Source organism: Streptomyces sp. NPDC096012, from assembly GCF_040426375.1.
Classification (GTDB): Bacteria; Actinomycetota; Actinomycetes; order Streptomycetales; family Streptomycetaceae; genus Streptomyces.
The window spans coordinates 106,245-122,367 of record NZ_JBEOTD010000003.1; the positions used below are offsets into that span (position 1 = coordinate 106,245).

At 71.7% G+C, this 16,123-nt stretch carries 12 protein-coding genes; 5 read left to right on the forward strand and 7 right to left on the reverse strand.

Translation table 11 applies throughout. From position 1 onward, the window contains the following. Positions 1–217: 217 nt before the first annotated feature. The 4 genes from ABVB68_RS04695 (at position 218) to ABVB68_RS04710 (ending at position 6,361) form a co-directional block, all read left to right on the forward strand. The gene (locus tag ABVB68_RS04695) at positions 218–1,438 is read left to right on the forward strand and encodes a thiolase family protein (RefSeq protein ID WP_353599568.1); all 1,221 of its coding nucleotides are present in this window, start codon (positions 218–220) and stop codon (positions 1,436–1,438) included. Continuing rightward, positions 1,435–3,564 (forward strand): 3-hydroxyacyl-CoA dehydrogenase NAD-binding domain-containing protein, encoded by a 2,130-nt coding sequence (locus ABVB68_RS04700; RefSeq protein ID WP_353599569.1) that lies wholly within the window; start codon positions 1,435–1,437, stop codon positions 3,562–3,564. Before ABVB68_RS04695 ends, ABVB68_RS04700 begins: the two co-directional genes overlap by 4 nt. 294 nt (positions 3,565–3,858) lie before the next feature. Next, positions 3,859–5,241: a cytochrome ubiquinol oxidase subunit I gene (locus ABVB68_RS04705; protein WP_353599761.1), complete on the forward strand. Its 1,383-nt coding sequence runs from the start codon at positions 3,859–3,861 to the stop codon at positions 5,239–5,241. Between the two features lie 94 nt (positions 5,242–5,335). After that, the gene (locus ABVB68_RS04710; protein WP_353599570.1) at positions 5,336–6,361 is read left to right on the forward strand and encodes a cytochrome d ubiquinol oxidase subunit II; all 1,026 of its coding nucleotides are present in this window, start codon (positions 5,336–5,338) and stop codon (positions 6,359–6,361) included. 238 nt (positions 6,362–6,599) lie between these two features. Here ABVB68_RS04710 and ABVB68_RS04715 read toward each other — a convergent pair whose 3' ends face one another. Beyond that, the gene (locus tag ABVB68_RS04715; protein ID WP_353599762.1) at positions 6,600–6,992 is read right to left on the reverse strand and encodes a hypothetical protein; all 393 of its coding nucleotides are present in this window, start codon (positions 6,990–6,992) and stop codon (positions 6,600–6,602) included. 10 nt (positions 6,993–7,002) lie between these two features. Continuing rightward, positions 7,003–8,019 carry a DUF8189 domain-containing protein gene (locus ABVB68_RS04720; RefSeq protein ID WP_353599571.1) on the reverse strand — a complete coding sequence of 339 codons (1,017 nt, stop codon included), beginning with the start codon at positions 8,017–8,019 and terminating at the stop codon, positions 7,003–7,005. 72 nt (positions 8,020–8,091) lie between these two features. Between ABVB68_RS04720 and ABVB68_RS04725 the strand changes: the two genes are divergently transcribed. Next, positions 8,092–8,484, forward strand: a complete 393-nt coding sequence (locus tag ABVB68_RS04725; RefSeq protein ID WP_353599572.1) for an NTP pyrophosphohydrolase — start codon at positions 8,092–8,094, stop codon at positions 8,482–8,484. A gap of 231 nt (positions 8,485–8,715) precedes the next feature. Here the strand turns inward: ABVB68_RS04725 and ABVB68_RS04730 are convergent, their stop codons facing one another. The 5 genes from ABVB68_RS04730 to ABVB68_RS04750 form a co-directional block, all read right to left on the reverse strand. Next, positions 8,716–10,164, reverse strand: a complete 1,449-nt coding sequence (locus tag ABVB68_RS04730; protein ID WP_353599573.1) for an ArnT family glycosyltransferase — start codon at positions 10,162–10,164, stop codon at positions 8,716–8,718. A gap of 107 nt (positions 10,165–10,271) precedes the next feature. Next, positions 10,272–11,795, reverse strand: a complete 1,524-nt coding sequence (locus ABVB68_RS04735; protein WP_353599574.1) for an amino acid permease — start codon at positions 11,793–11,795, stop codon at positions 10,272–10,274. 150 nt (positions 11,796–11,945) lie between these two features. Further along, positions 11,946–13,874, reverse strand: coding sequence for a 1-deoxy-D-xylulose-5-phosphate synthase (gene dxs / locus ABVB68_RS04740; RefSeq protein WP_353599575.1), 1,929 nt, complete (start codon positions 13,872–13,874; stop codon positions 11,946–11,948). A 143-nt stretch (positions 13,875–14,017) separates the two neighbouring features. Beyond that, on the reverse strand, positions 14,018–15,310 hold the full coding sequence (locus ABVB68_RS04745; RefSeq protein WP_353599576.1) for a sugar ABC transporter permease: 1,293 nt from the start codon (positions 15,308–15,310) through the stop codon (positions 14,018–14,020). Beyond that, entirely contained in the window at positions 15,307–16,095 is a 789-nt protein-coding gene (locus tag ABVB68_RS04750) for an ATP-binding cassette domain-containing protein (protein WP_345051877.1), read from the reverse strand. Before ABVB68_RS04750 ends, ABVB68_RS04745 begins: the two co-directional genes overlap by 4 nt. Positions 16,096–16,123 lie beyond the last annotated feature (28 nt).

Consider the following 16,123-nt stretch of genomic DNA (forward strand, 5'->3'; position numbering starts at 1 on the left):
GCTGCCGGCGGCCGGATCCGACGGCTGAATGATGTCCAGGGCCGGCCGTGGCGGCCGGCCGCGCGGTTCCCCGCGCACCGACGGGGCGCGACCCGCGGCCTCGGTCGCCGGTGTGACGTTCGCCGCTCCGGCGAGGGGGACTGGGCAGCTACATTACTCGCAAGTAGCATGGTCGTAAGCAAGCGCTCAGCGTCCCGCATCCTGGAGGAGAGCCATCGTGCCTCGTACCGTCAGGGACGTCGTCTTCGTCGACGGCGTCCGCACCCCCTTCGGCAAAGCGGGCCCGAAGGGCATCTACCACGAGACCCGCGCCGACGACCTCGTCGTGAAGGCGATCCGGGAGCTGCTGCGCCGCAACCCCGGGCTCGACCCGAAGAAGATCGACGAGGTCGCCATCGCCGCGACCACGCAGATCGGTGACCAGGGCCTCACCCTCGGCCGCACGGCCGGCATCCTCGCGGGTCTGCCGCAGTCGGTGCCCGGCTACTCGATCGACCGCATGTGCGCCGGCGCCCTGACCGCCGTGACGACCACCGCCGGCTCGATCGCCTTCGGCGCCTACGACGCCGTCATCGCCGGTGGCGTGGAGCACATGGGCCGCCACCCGATGGGCGAGGGCGTGGACCCGAACCCGCGCTTCGTCAGCGAGAAGCTGGTCGACGAGTCCGCCCTGTTCATGGGCATGACCGCGGAGAACCTGCACGACCGCTACCCGCAGATCACCAAGCTGCGCGCGGACGAGTACGCGGTGCGCTCGCAGGAGAAGGCCGCCAAGGCGTACGCCAACGGCAAGATCCAGCAGGACCTGGTGCCGATCTCGGTGCGCCGTACCAACGCCGAGGCCGGCGAGACCGGCTGGGGCCTGGTGACCGCCGACGAGCCGATGCGCCCGGGCACCACCCTGGAGAACCTGTCCGGTCTGAAGACCCCGTTCCGGGTGCACGGCCGGGTCACCGCGGGCAACGCGGCCGGTCTGAACGACGGCGCCACCGCGTCGATCATCGCGAGCGAGGACTTCGCCCGCGAGAACGGCCTGCCGGTCAGGATGCGCCTGGTCTCCTACGCCTTCGCGGGCGTCGAGCCCGAGGTGATGGGCTACGGCCCGATCCCGGCGACGGAGAAGGCCCTCGCGCAGGCGGGCCTCTCCATCTCCGACATCGGCCTGTTCGAGATCAACGAGGCCTTCGCCGTCCAGGTGCTCGCCTTCCTCGACCACTACGGCATCGCGGACGACGACGAGCGCGTCAACCAGTACGGCGGCGCGATCGCCTACGGCCACCCGCTCGCCTCCTCCGGCGTCCGTCTGATGACGCAGCTGGCCCGCCAGTTCGAGGAGCAGCCGCAGGTCCGCTACGGCCTGACCACCATGTGCGTCGGCTTCGGCATGGGCGCGACGGTCATCTGGGAGAACCCGCACTTCGACGGAGGCGACAAGTGAGCACCACCGCTGAGCTCCTGAAGGGCGCGGCCGAGCTGTTCCCGGACGAGGTCGTCACGCAGGCGCACGTACGCCACCTCGACCTGCCCTTCGGTGCCGGGCGCTTCGCGCTCATCACCCTGGACAACGGCCTGGACCACACCAAGCCGACCACCTTCGGGCCCCAGTCGCTCGCCAACCTCGACAGGGCGATCGACCAGGTCGAGAAGGAGGCGGCCGAGGGCACGATCGTCGGCGCCGGTGTCACCGGCAAGCCGTTCATCTTCGCGGTGGGCGCCGACCTCAAGGGCGTCGAACTGCTGAAGAAGCACGAGGACGCGCTCGCCATCGGCAAGGGCGGCCACGAGGTCTTCAAGCGCCTCGCGGGCCTCGCGGTCCCGACGTTCGCCTACTACAACGGTGCCGCGATGGGCGGCGGCGTCGAGGTCGGCCTGCACTGCGGCTACCGCACCGTCTCCGCGGCGATCCCGGCGTTCTCGCTGCCCGAGGTCTTCCTCGGTCTCGTCCCCGGCTGGGGCGGCTGCACGCTGCTGCCGAACCTGATCGGCGCCGAGAAGGCCGTATCGGTCGTCATCGAGAACTCGCTGAACCAGAACAAGCAGCTCAAGGGCCGGCAGGTCTTCGAACTCGGTATCGCCGACGCCCTCTTCGAGGGTGCCGACTTCCTGGAGCAGTCGCTGATCTGGACCGCCCAGGTGCTCAAGGGCGAGATCACCGTCGAGCGTCCGGCGATCGACCGCGGCGAGGGCTGGGACCAGGCCGTCGCCAAGGGCCGCTCCATCGCCGACTCCAAGGTGCACGGCGCCGCTCCGGCCGCCTACCGCGCCCTGGACATCATCGAGGCCGCCAAGAACGGCGACCTGCAGCAGGGCTACGACGCCGAGGACCAGGCCCTCGCCGACCTGATCATGGGCGGTGAACTGCGCTCCGGCATCTACGCCTTCAACCTGGTCCAGAAGCGCGGCAAGCGTCCCGCCGGCGCCCCGGACAAGAACCTGGCCCGCCCGGTCACCAAGGTCGGTGTCGTCGGCGCCGGTCTGATGGCCTCGCAGCTCGCCCTGCTGTTCCTGCGCCGCCTGGAGGTGCCGGTCGTGCTGACCGACATCGACCAGGAGCGCGTCGACAAGGGTGTGGGCTACGTCCACGCCGAGATCGACAAGCTGCTCGGCAAGGGCCGGATCAACCAGGACAAGGCCAACCGCCTGAAGGCGCTGGTGTCCGGTGTCCTGGACAAGGCCGAGGGCTTCGCGGACGCGGACTTCGTCATCGAGGCCGTGTTCGAGGAGATCGGCGTCAAGCAGAAGGTGTTCGCGGAGGTCGAGGCGGTCGCCCCGGCGCACGCGATCCTCGCCACCAACACCTCGTCGCTGTCGGTGTCGGAGATGGCGTCGAAGCTCAAGCACCCCGAGCGGGTCGTCGGCTTCCACTTCTTCAACCCGGTCGCGGTCCTGCCGCTGCTGGAGATCGTCCGCGGCGAGAAGACGGACGACGCCTCGCTCGCGACCGCGTTCGCCGTCGCCAAGAAGCTGAAGAAGACCGCGGTCCTCACCAAGGACGCCCCGGCGTTCGTCGTGAACCGCATCCTGACCCGCTTCATGGGCGAGATCCAGAACGTCATCGACGAGGGCACCCCGGTCGAGGTCGCCGAGAAGGCGATCGAGCCGCTCGGTCTGCCGATGTCCCCGCTGGTGCTGCTGGAGCTGGTCGGCCCGGCGATCGGCCTGCACGTCTCGGAGACCCTCAACCGGGCCTTCCCGGACCGCTTCACGGTCTCCCCGAACCTCAAGGCGGTCGTCGAGGCGGGCAAGCGCGGCTTCTACGTCTACGACAGCGGCAAGCCGGAGCTGGACCCGGAGGTCGCCGCGCTGCTGCAGCAGGGCGACGCCGTCCTGACCGAGGAGCAGGTGCGGGCCCGGGTGCTGGACGCGGTGGCGCAGGAGATCGGGCTCATGCTCGACGAGGGCGTCGTCGCCGAGGCCCAGGACATCGACCTGTGCCTGATCACGGGCGCCGGCTGGCCCTTCCACCTGGGCGGCATCACGCCGTACCTGGACCGCGAGGGTGTCTCGGAGCGCGTGAACGGAAGGAAGTTCCTCGCTCCGGGCGTGGCGAGCGTCCCGGCGTAACCCTCCGCACGATCCCGCGATGCCCGGCACACCTCCTGGTGTGCCGGGCATCGGCGTCTCGCCCCGGGGCCTGTCGTCGAACGCCCCGGACAGGCCCGGCAGCCTCGGCGGCCCGTCACCCCGGCGCCCCCGCTGATACGGCGTGACACTCGGCTCCGAATCCCGGACAGAGCCGATGTCGCGGGTGATTGCTGCCTAATGGGGTGATCATGTGGCCGTCCGGGCGGTTCACGGCAGAGGGCAGGGTACAGACTCTCCGTGTATGACATCGCTGTTGCCTTCGGCTCCTGGCCCATGCCGGTCCTCGCGCGCAGCGTGACGGAGGGCGATCTGTCGGCCGCACGGGCGCAGATGGGGTTCTCTCTGGCCTGGCACATCGTCGTCGCCTGCCTCGGGGTCGGGCTGCCCGCGCTCACCCTGCTGGCGGAATGGCTCGGCATCCGCCGGGACGATCCGGCGCTGAAGCTGCTGGCCCGGCGCTGGGCCCGGGCCATGGGGGTGCTGTTCGCGGTGGGCGCCGTGTCCGGCACCATCCTCAGCTTCGAGATGGGTCTGCTGTGGCCCGGCCTGATGGGCCGGTTCGGCCAGGTCATCGGGCTGCCCTTCGCGCTCGAGGGCATCGCGTTCTTCATCGAGGCGATCTTCCTCGGCATCTACCTGTACGCCTGGGACCGGCTGCCGCCGCGCAGGCACCTGCTCACCGGCATCCCCATCGTGATCGCCGGCACCGCCTCGGCGTTCTTCGTGGTCTGCGCGAACGCCTGGATGAACCAGCCCCGCGGATTCACCCTGCGCGACGGCAAGGTGGTGCGCGTGGACCCCTGGGCGGCGATGCTCAACCCGGCGAGTCCGCCGCAGACGGTGCACATGATCCTCGCCGCTTTCATGGTGGCGTCGTTCCTGACGGCCGCCGTCTACGCGGTCGCCCTGCTCCGGGGGCGCCGGGACGTGTACCACAAGGCCGGGTTCGCCCTTCCGCTCACGGTCGGGGCGGTCGTGTCCCCCTTCCAGCTCGTGGTGGGCGACTGGGCCGCCCGTTTCCTGGCCGACTACCAGCCGACCAAACTGGCCGCCATCGAGGGCGTCTACCGCACCGGCTCCCACGTCCCCCTCACCCTCGGTGGGATCGCCGGGGACTCGGGGCTGAAGTACGGGCTGGAGGTTCCCAGTGGGCTGTCCCTGCTCGTCGGGTACCGGGCCGACACCGTGGTCCGGGGCCTCGACCAGGTGCCCCGGAGCCAGTGGCCCGCGGTCACGGGCGTGCACTGGGCGTTCGACCTGATGGTCGCCATCGGCTTCTTCCTGCTGGCGCTCGGCCTGTGGCTGCTGCTGTCGTGGTGGCGGACCCGGCGTTCCGGCGGCGAACTGCTCGACCGGCGCGGCAGCCGGCTGCTGCTGGCGCTGGTCGCGGTCTCCGGCCCGGCGTCCGTGGTGGCGCTGGAGAGCGGCTGGACCGTCACCGAGCTGGGCAGGCAGCCGTGGATCGTGTGGGGTGTGATGAGCGTGCGGGACGCCGTCAATCCGGCGCCCGGGCTGTGGGTGGGCCTGTGGCTGGTGCTGGCGGTGTACGCGGCCATGACCGTCGCGACGGTGTACGTGCTGCGGCGCCTCGCCCGTGGCACGGCCGTACCGGTCGCTCCGCAGGAGGCGGACGTGCGGAGCTACCCCGTCGTGTGACCGGGACCGCGCCGTCACCGGCCCCCGCCGCCCGCCGCCCGCCGCCCGCCGCCCGCCGCCCGCCGCCCCGAAGTGTCGCCCCGTTGGAGGTCACGTGCTCGCCGACACCGCCCTCGCCGTCATGTGGGTCGGACTGACCTGCTACGCCCTGTTCGGCGGCGCCGACTTCGGCGCCGGTGTGTGGGACCTGCTCGCCGGGGGCACCGCTCGCGGCCGTGAGCAGCGGCTGCTCATCGAGCACAGCATCGGGCCGATCTGGGAGGCGAACCACGTCTGGCTCATCTTCGTGGTCGTCCTGCTGTGGTCCTGCTTCTCGCCGGTCTTCGCGGCCGTGATGTCCACCCTGTACCTGCCGCTGACCTTCGCGGCCCTGGGCATCATCGCGCGGGGTGCCGCCTTCGCCTTCCGCAAGGCCAGCACCGAGCTGTGGCAGCAGCGGCTGTTCGGCGCGTGCTTCGCGGTCTCCTCGCTGGTCACCCCGTTCTTCCTGGGCACCGTCGCCGGCGCGGTCGCCTCGGGACGGGTACCGCCCGGACTCGCCGAAGGGAACGTGATCACCAGCTGGCTCAACCCCACGTCCGTGCTCGGCGGCGTACTGGCCGTCCTCACGTGCGCCCACCTCGCGGCCGTCTACCTGTGCGCCGACGCCGACCGTGCGGGCGAGGACGAACTGGCCCGGACGTTCGTGCGGCGCGCCCTGGTCAGCGGGCTCGCCAGCGGTGCCGTCGCCCTGGCCGGGACGGCGGTGCTGCACGCGGACGCCCCCGAGCTGTTCCACGGGCTGACCCATCGCGCACTGCCGCTCGTGGTGATCAGCGCGGTCGCCGGTGTCACCGGGCTGTGGCTGCTGGTGAAGGGGCACTACGTGGCGGCCCGTGCGGCGGCCGCACTCGCCGTCGCGGCGATCCTGTGGGCCTGGGGCGCGGCCCAGTACCCGGCCATGCTGGTCGGCGGCCTCACCGTGGACCAGGCCGCCTCCAGCCCCGCCGTCCTGTCCGCCTGCCTGATCGCCCTGGCCTGCGGCGCCGTCCTGCTGATCCCCGGGCTCTGGCTGCTGTACGGCACCTTCCAGCGGGCGGCCACCCCCGAACCGCCGGGCGTCAAGGCGTCCGACTCCTAGGTCCTCTCCGACAATTCGCGTCGTCGCCCGAAGGGCGGCCGCGCGGCGTCAGGTGCGTGCTCTCGGCGTGCCGGCCCCAGGCGCTCGTACCGGACGTACTCGGGTCCGGGGCCGGTGCGGCGGGAGGGCGTGCACGGCGTCGCGCGGCAGACGCGAATGGGCCGAGTACACCTAGGCGCCGTGGGCGACCTCGCGTGGCCTGCCGTGCGGGCGGCCGACCGGAGGGTGGCCGCGGGACCTAGGGAGCGGGCGGACGGGCGTCCTCGACGTGGACGACGTGCGGTTCCCTGCCGTCCCGGTCGCGCTTGGACCGTCCGTGGATGCCGACGGCCAGGTGCGAGGGGTCCTCGCACTCGTCGAGGGCGACGTAGGTGACGACGTCCGGGTGGTGTCCGGTCACCAGCCAGCCCTCGCCGTTCTTCAGTTCGAGCACGCGGAAGTCGCCCGCCGGGCCGCTCACGCTGACGGGGCCGAACTCGCGCAGGATCTCGGTGCCCCGGTCGGCGAGTGGTCCCACGGGCTCCTCCAGCACCACGCACGTGCCGTGCTCGAAGAGCACCCACGATTTCCCGGAGCCGCTGAGGAGTCGCCGCCATGCGCCTATGAGTGTCTCGGTGTCCACGGCAGCCATCATGGCGCACTCAGACCTGCCGCCACGCCTCCAGTGCCAGACCCGGCTCGTCCTTGCGCCGGGTCAGCAGGAGTTGCCCGGTCGACGCGGACGAGGTGGCCGCCACCACCCGGCCGGTCCCGTCCGTCGCGAGGGACACCCGCGCGTCCACCGGCAGCCGCGGACCGGACTCGGTCCACCAGGCGCCCGCCGCCTCCAGCTCCGTCGGGTACGCGGCGAAGACGACCCGGCCGCTCGCGGAGCGCTGGGCGAGCAGGGTGCAGTCGTGGCCGTCGAGTTCGCAGCGGACCGCGGCGACCGGGCCGGAGCCGGCCGAGGGCAGCAGGGTGGCCGGCTTGCCGCCGGGACGCCAGGCGCACAGGTCGCCGGAGGTGTCGGTGTAGAAGACGGTCGTGCTGCGGGCGGACGTGGCGAGGGCGTACAGGGTGCCCGGCCGGACCGGGGCCCGCAGGGTCTCCTGGAGCACGGGCCGGGCGCCGGGCTCCGACTGGTGCCAGTACGCCAGGCCCGTGGGAACGGCCGCGTACAGCTCGACCCGGCCGGACTCGCCCGTCACCGCCGCGAATCCGTCCTGGACCTCCTCGCCCTCCAGGTGCCGCCAGGCTTCCCAGCCGCCCTTCTCCTTCTGCGCGAGGAGGCTCACGCCGCCGCCGGCGTTGCGCACGAAGACATGGGCGCGGCCCTGGGCGTCGACCGCGACGGCGGGCGTGCCGGTGCGGTCGCCCTTCTTGTCCGGATGGCCGATCGGATTCCAGTCCAGGGCCGCCAGCCGCGGCCGGAAGTGCGTGCTGTGCACCAGCCCCGACTCACCCTTGACCGTGGGGCGCCAGGAGACCAGGTGGGCGTAGCCGTCGGCGCCCTGGCCGACGGCGAGGACGGGATGGAGTCTCTGCTCGCCGCCCACCCGCCGCGGGCCGGTCCAGGAGCCGCCGGGGCCGCTCTCTGCGCGGCACAGGACGGTATCGGACGACAGCCGGTAGGCGCTGAGCCGGCCGTCGCGGCCGCGGAGGAGCCAGTCGCCGTTCACCGGTTCACCTTAATCCGGTGCGCACCGTGCGGCCGGACCGCCCCCGGCCGCCGGCGTGCGACCCTTGGAGGTATGGATGACGCCTCCGATGCCACGCCCCAGCACGATCCGCCGCTGGTGATCGTGGACGGTGCGAACGTCGTCGGATCGCGGCCCGACGGCTGGTGGCACGACCGCAAGGGGGCCGCGGAGCGGCTGCGGGACCGGCTGGCCGGGGCCGGGCTGCCCGGGCGTGCGGGCCCGGCGGAGATGGTGCTCGTGGTGGAGGGCGCGGCCCGGGGCGTGCCGTCCGTGCCGGGGGTGCGGGTGGAGTCGGCGCCGGGCAGCGGGGACGACCGGATCGTGGAGCTGGTCGCCGAGCACCCCGACCGGGACCGTCTCGTGGTCACGGCCGACCGTGAACTGCGGCGCAGGGTGACGGAGCTGGGCGCGGAGGTGGCCGGCCCGCGCACGGTCCTGGGCTGAGCCGCTCCCGCCACTCCCCAAGGCCTGCGGCGGCGGCCCCGCGATCCCGGGCCGCCCCCGGTACTCCGCCGACCGTCCCGCACGGACCAGGGGGGCCGCTCCCGGTGCTCCACCCGCCCTCCCGCACGGACCAGGGGGGCCGCTCCCGGTGCTCCACCCGCCCTCCCGCACGGACCAGGGCCGGCCCGTACCGAGGTGGCCGGCCCGGGCGGTCCCGGACCGAACCCCTCGCTACTCCCCCGGTACCCGGGCGTACAGCACCGCCCCGTCCACCGTGCCCACCTCCTCGTAGCCCGCCGCGAGCAGGCGCCGCAGGCCGGGGACGCGGCCGGGTGCGTACGGCTTGCCGCGGGAGTCGTCGACGACCAGAGCGGGACGGTGCGCGCCCATCTCCCGCCGGAAGACCGGCCAGGTGCCGGCCACGGCGTACTTCTCGCCGACCTGGGTGCCGTCGCGCCCGCCGCTGTAGTTGGTGAGCAGCCCCGCGGTGAGGTAGCGGGTGGCCGGCATGCGGTCGGCCAGCCAGTACGTCTCGGGGTGTATGCCCCAGACGAGGACCCGGTCGCTCGGCGCGGTGCGCTGTTCGAGGGCGGACGCGATCCGCTGGACGTGGAGGAGTTCGGGGCGCGGGGCGAGCAGGCCCCAGGTGAGGAAGAGGGTGCAGCAGCAGGCGGAGGTGAGGACGGCGGACACGCACCGCTGCGCCGGCAGGATCTGCAGCGCCTCCGTGGCCAGCAGGGCGAGCGGCGCGGTGAGTTGCAGGTAGTAGTGCCCGAAGAAGTGGAACCCGAGGCACACGGCGACGGCCGAGGAGGCCAGCCAGAGCCACAGGTCCGCCGACCCGCCCCGGGCGATGCGCCGGGCCCGCGCGATGGGCATGAGCAGGCCCGTCGCGGCCCCGGCCAGGATCGCGGTGTTGGCCGTCGCCCGGACCAGGGCGTGGAATTCGGACCCGGTGAAGGAGGCGTAGGCCGCCGAGCCGGTCACCGTCCAGAACAGGAATCCGGCCGGGTCGGTCGCCAGCGCCGCGCCGAGCACCGGTACGGCGAACCCGGCCGCGAGCCGTCCGGCGCCCGCCCGCGCGGCGCCCTGCCGGTGCAGCAGCCAGACCACCGGCAGCAGTACCGCTCCGCCGGTCTGCTTGGTGAGGAACGCGGCGGCGACGGCGGCCCCGGCCGCGCCCCAGCGCCCGCGGTCGGCGCACCACACGGCGGCGGCCGTGCACGGCAGTATGAACACCTCGAAGGTGGCGGCCTGCGCGTCCTCCGGATTGAGCCCGACCGAGACCAGCAGGTACAGCACCCCGGCGGTCCGCCCCGCACGGTCGCCCCAGCGGCGCCGGGCCAGCGAGGCGAGCAGGACCGCGGTGAGCAGCTGGGCGAGGACGGCAAGCGCCCTCAGCGGTGCGAGGGAGCCCTGTCCGCACACCGCGAAGACGGCCTCGTACAGCCAGGGCAGCAGTGGCGGCTTGCGGTCCACGACCGTCTCGTACAGCCGCCCGCCCTCGGCGAGGAGGCGGGCCTGCACGGCGAGATACCCCTCGTCGGGGTTCCACAGCGGACGGACGAACGAGGGGATCCGGGTGAGGCAGGCCAGAGCGGCGAGCACGGGCAGCAGCCGTCCCCAGAAGGCCGTTCTGGTGGTCACGGACCGTGTGGGGACGAGCGGGACGGCGAGCATGGTCAGCACGCTATCCGGCTCCGCGCTTCCCTCCGAAGCGGGACATACGGGGCCGCTGCCCCTGACGGTGTGTTACGAGGCCTGCCGCAGAGGCCGGTTCGGGGTGGTCACAGGGCCTTGCCGGCAGGTGGCTGCGGTGTCCGGCCCGTCCCGGCCGCCTCGCGCTCTCGGAGGCGGCTGTGCGAGCGGCCGTACAGGAAGTAGACGACCAAGCCGATCAGCATCCAGATCGCGAACCGCAGCCAGGTCTCGGCGGGCAGGTTCAGCATCAGCCACAGCGAGGCGCACACCGACAGGATCGGGATCACGGGGACCAGCGGGGTACGGAAGGAGCGCTCCAGGTCGGGACGGGTACGGCGCAGGATGATCACGCTGATGGCGACGACGATGAAGGCGAAGAGCGTGCCGATGTTCACCAGTTCGGCGAGTTCGCTGAGGCTGGTGAAGCCCGCGACGATCGCGATGATGACGCCGAGCAGGATGGTGGGCCGGTACGGGGTGCGGAACCGGGGATGGGTGTGCGAGAAGAACCGGGGCAGCAGCCCGTCACGGCTCATGGCGAAGAACACCCGGGACTGGCCCAGCAGCAGGATCATGCACACCGTGGTCAGACCGACGGCGGCGCCGAAGCTGATCAGGCCCGCGAACCACGGGTGCCCGGTGGACTTGAAGGCGTCGGCGAGCGGCGCCTTGATGTTCAGCCTGCTGTACTTCTGCATGCCGGTCACCACGATCGACACCGCCACGTACAGGGTGGTGCAGATGATCAGGGAGCCCAGGATGCCGCGCGGCACGTCGCGCTGCGGGTTGCGGGTCTCCTCGGCGGCCGTGGCGACGACGTCGAAGCCGATGAAGGCGAAGAAGACCACGGATGCCGCGGTGAAGATGCCCATGACGCCGAAGTTGGAGGGCGCCCAGCCGAACATGAGCTGGATGAGGGGGGCCTTGAGGTTCCCCGCCGCCTCCGCGGACTGCGGCTTCGGGATGAACGGCTTGTAGTTGTCGGGGTTCACGAAGAAGGCGCCCGCGATGATCACGACGAGGACCACGGCCACCTTGATGGCGACGACGACGGAGGTGACCCGCGCGGAGAGCTTCATGCCGACGACGAGGATGGCGGTGAGCACCAGGACGAGGGCGGCGGCGAGGATGTCGAAGCCGAAGCCGGAGGCGCCGTCCCGGCCGCTGAGGTATCCGGGCAGGTGCCAGCCCACGTTGTCGAGCAGCGAGTGGATGTAACCGGACCAGCCGACCGCGACCACCGCCGTGCCGAGCGCCAGTTCGAGGACCAGATCCCAGCCGATGATCCAGGCGGGCAGCTCGCCGAGCGAGGCGTACGAGAACGTGTAGGCGGAGCCGGCCACCGGGAGTGTGGAGGCGAACTCGGCATAGCACAGGGCGGCGAGCGCGCAGACGACACCGGCCACGACGAAGGACAGGGACACGGCGGGACCGGCGCTGTCCCTGGCCGCGGCGCCGGTGAGGACGAAGATGCCGGTGCCGATGATGACACCGACACCGAAGACCGTCAGATCCAGGGCGGTCAGCGACTTCCTGAGCGCATGCTCGGGTTCCTCGGTGTCCTGGATGGACTGCTCGACGTTCTTCGTCCGGAAGAGCGCGCTGCTCACGTCCTGCCTCCCACGCTTGTGAGGCCTCGATATGGCTCAACATGATCGAGAGGGTCGGGATGCGTATGCCCCGGCACAGGCAGGTTCACGCAGAAGGGCCGGTTCCGCCACCTGGGGACAGGGCGGAACCGGCCCGGAGGAGCCCCTGGCCTAGTCGCGCGCGGGCTCCACGGAGTCCACGGCCTGCTCCGTACGGTCGAACCGGCCGTCGAGCCTGGAGACCAGCCCGGTGACCTGGCGGGCGATGTCGGGCGCGGTCAGCCCGATCTCGGCCATGACCTCGGCGCGGGAGGCGTGGTCGAGGAAGCGCGGCGGGATGCCGAAGTCGCGCAGCGGCACGTCCACGCCCGCGTCGCGCAGCGCCTGGGCGATCGCGGAGCCGACACCGCCGGCCCGGCTGTTGTCCTCGACGGTGACGACGACGCGGTGGCGCTCGGCCAGCGGGGCCATGGCCTCGTCGACGGGCTTGACCCAGCGCGGGTCGACCACGGTGGTGGAGATGCCCTGCTGGTCGAGCAGGCCGGCGATCTCCAGGCACATCGGCGCGAGGGCGCCCACCGAGACCAGCAGCACGTCGGGCTTCCCGGTGCCCGGCTCACGCAGCACGTCCATGCCGCCGACCCGGCCCACGGCGGGGACGGCGGGACCGACGGCGCCCTTCGAGAAACGCACCACGGTCGGCGCGTCCTCGACGGCGACGGCCTCGCGCAGCTGGGCCCGGACCTGGTCGGCGTCGCGCGGGGCGGCGAGCCGCAGTCCGGGCACGACCTGGAGGATGGACATGTCCCACATGCCGTTGTGGGAGGCGCCGTCGGTACCGGTGACACCGGCGCGGTCCAGCACGAAGGTCACCCCGCACCTGTGCAGGGCCACGTCCATGAGGACCTGGTCGAAGGCGCGGTTGAGGAAGGTGGCGTACACGGCGAAGACGGGGTGGACGCCCGCGTGCGCGAGACCGGCCGCGGAGACGGCTCCGTGCTGCTCGGCGATCCCGACGTCGTACACCCGGTCGGGGAAGCGCTTGGCGAACTTGTCCAGGCCGACCGGCTGGAGCATGGCCGCCGTGATGGCGACGACGTCCTCGCGCTCCTCGCCGAGCCTGACCATCTCCTCGCCGAACACGGAGGTCCAGTCGGCGCCGGAGGAGGCGATCGGCAGGCCCGTGTCGGGGTGGATCTTGCCGACGGCGTGGAAGCGGTCGGCCTCGTCCTGGAGGGCGGGCTGGTAGCCGCGGCCCTTCTCGGTGAGGCAGTGCACGATCACCGGGCCGCCGAACCGCTTGGCCCGGGCCAGCGCCGACTCCAGCGCCTCGATGTCGTGTCCGTCGATCGGGCCCACGTACTTCAGGCCGAGGTCCTCGAACATGCCCTGCGGGGCGATGAAGTCCTTCAGCCCCTTCTTGGCGCCGTGCAGGGTCTCGTACAGGGGCTTGCCGACGACCGGGGTGCGGTCGAGGATGTCCTTCGTCCGGGCCAGGAAGCGCTCGTAGCCGTCGGTCGTGCGCAGGGTGGCCAGGTGGTTGGCGAGGCCGCCGATGGTCGGGGCGTAGGAGCGCTCGTTGTCGTTGACGACGATGACGAGCGGGCGGTCCTTGGCCTCGGCGATGTTGTTCAGCGCCTCCCAGGCCATGCCGCCGGTCAGGGCGCCGTCACCGATCACGGCGACGACGTGGCTGTCGCGCTTCTTCAGCTGGTTGGCCTTGGCGATGCCGTCCGCCCAGCCGAGGACCGTGGAGGCGTGGCTGTTCTCGATGACGTCGTGCTCGGACTCGGCCTGCGAGGGGTAGCCGGACAGGCCGCCCTTCATCTTCAGCCTGGAGAAGTCCTGCCGGCCGGTGAGCAGCTTGTGCACGTAGGACTGGTGGCCGGTGTCCCACAGGATCTTGTCCTTCGGGGACTCGAAGACGCGGTGCAGGGCGATGGTGAGCTCGACCACGCCCAGGTTCGGGCCCAGGTGGCCGCCGGTCTTGGAGACGGCGTCGACGAGGAAGGTGCGGATCTCCTCCGCCAGCCGGTCGAGCTCCTCCGGGCTGAGCCGGTCCAGATCGCGCGGTCCCCTGATGCGGGTCAGCAGCGGCACCCGTGCCTCCTTGCAGTAGAGCTGATCGAGCTGTTGCCGGGCTTGTCGAGTCTAATGTTCCGGCTTCGCCGCCGGTGTCCGGGTGTAAGACACGGCTGTGCCCGGCACCTGGGAGGGCGCCGGGCACAGGGGCTGACCGGGCGTTACGCGCGCCCGGCCGACTTCTGGGTCTTGCGGGTCACCGCGTCGATGACGACGGTGGCCAGCAGCACGCCACCGGTGATCATGTACTGGACCGGGGAGGCGATGCTCTCCAGGGCGAGGCCGTACTGGATCGAGACGATCACCAGCACGCCGAGGAGCGCGTTCCAGGTCCGGCCGCGGCCGCCGAAGAGGGACGTGCCGCCGATCACGGCCGCCGCGATCGCGTTCATCAGCAGGTCACCGCCGCCGGCGCCCTGGTTGGCCGAGGTGATCTTGGAGGCGATGAACAGGCCGCCGATGGCGGCGAAGGTGCCGGAGATCGCGTAGACCGAGATCCGGACCGCCGCGACGTTGATGCCGGCCCGGCGGGAGGCCTCGATGCTGCCGCCGAGCGCGAAGATCTTGCGGCCGTAGGCGGTGCGGCGCAGCACGAAGTCCGTGATCACCAGGACCGCCAGGAACAGCACCACGGCCAGCGGCAGGCCCTTGTACTGGTTGAAGACGGCGGCGGCGGCGAAGGCGAGCACGGCGAGGAGCACCGTGCGGACGACGATCTCGCTCAGCGGACGGGACGGGACACCCGCGGCCTCACGGCGGCGGTTGTCGAAGAACGCGGTGAGGAAGAACACGACCACGGCGGCCACGGCGAGGCCGTAGGCGGCCGCCACGTCGCTGAAGTAGTAGCCGCTCAGCTTGGCGACCAGACCGCTGTCGTCCAGGTTGATCGTGCCGTTGCTGCCGAGGATCTGGAGCATGAAGCCGTTCCAGAACAGCAGACCGGCCAGGGTGACCGCGAAGGCCGGGACACCCACCCGGGCGAAGAAGAAGCCGTGGATCGCGCCGGCGACCGCGCCGGTGAGGATGGCGAGGATCAGCGCCAGCCACTCGGCCATGCCGTGCGTGATGTTGAGCACGGCGAAGGTGGCACCCGCGACGCCGCTGACCGAACCGACCGACAGGTCGATCTCGCCGAGCAGCAGGACGAAGACGATGCCGACGGCGATCATGCCCGTGCCGACCATGGCCACGGAGATGTCGGAGAGGTTGCCCGCGGTGAGGAAGTTGGGGTTCAGGCTCGCGAAGATCGCCCAGATGACGATCAGGCCGACGACGACCGGGATGGAGCCGAGGTCACCGGCGCGGATCTTGCGCTTGAACTCGCCGACGTAACCGGCGAAGCCCTGCTCGCGCACGAGCAGCCGAGGGTCGACGGCCACGTCCGAGCCGGCGGCCGCCTCCGGGTTCTCCGCGGTCTGCGGGCCGGCCGGGGCGGAGGTCTTGTCGATGCTCACTTCTGAGCCTCCCCATTGCGCGCCGCACGACGGGTCACGGCGTTGTCCGTGGCACCGGTGATGGCGGAGATGATCTCTTCCTGCGAGGTGGACTTGACCTCGAACACGCCGTTGTTGCGCCCCAGGCGCAGCACGGCGACCTTGTCCGCCACGGCCTTCACATCGGCCATGTTGTGGCTGATGAGGATCACCGCGTGGCCGCGCTCGCGCAGCCGCTCCACGAGGTCGAGGACCTGGGCGGTCTGCTCGACACCGAGGGCCGCGGTGGGCTCGTCGAGGATGACCAGCTTGGGCTCGCCGAGCATGGAGCGGGCGATGGCCACGGTCTGGCGCTGACCGCCGGAGAGCGAGGCGATCGGGATGCGCACGCTGGGGATGCGGATCGACAGCGTGGTGAGCAGCTCACGCGAACGGCGCTCCATCTCCACCTCGTCCAGGACGCCGCGCTTGCGCAGCTCCCGGCCCAGGTAGAGGTTGCCGACGACGTCGATGTTGTCGCACAGCGCGAGGTCCTGGTAGACGGTCGCGATGCCCAGGTTCTGGGCGTCGTGCGGCTTGCTGATCGAGACGGCCTTGCCGTCCCACTCGATGACGCCCTCATCGATGGGATGCACGCCGGCGATCGTCTTGACCAGCGTGGACTTTCCGGCGCCGTTGTCGCCCACCAGGGCGACCACTTCACCGGCGTGGACCTCAAGCTCTACGTCGGTGAGCGCCTGGACGGCACCGAACCGCTTGGAGACCCCGCGCAACGCCAGCACGGGCGTAGCGGACACGTGAACCATCTCCTTCGCCGCCTGACCCGGCGGGAGG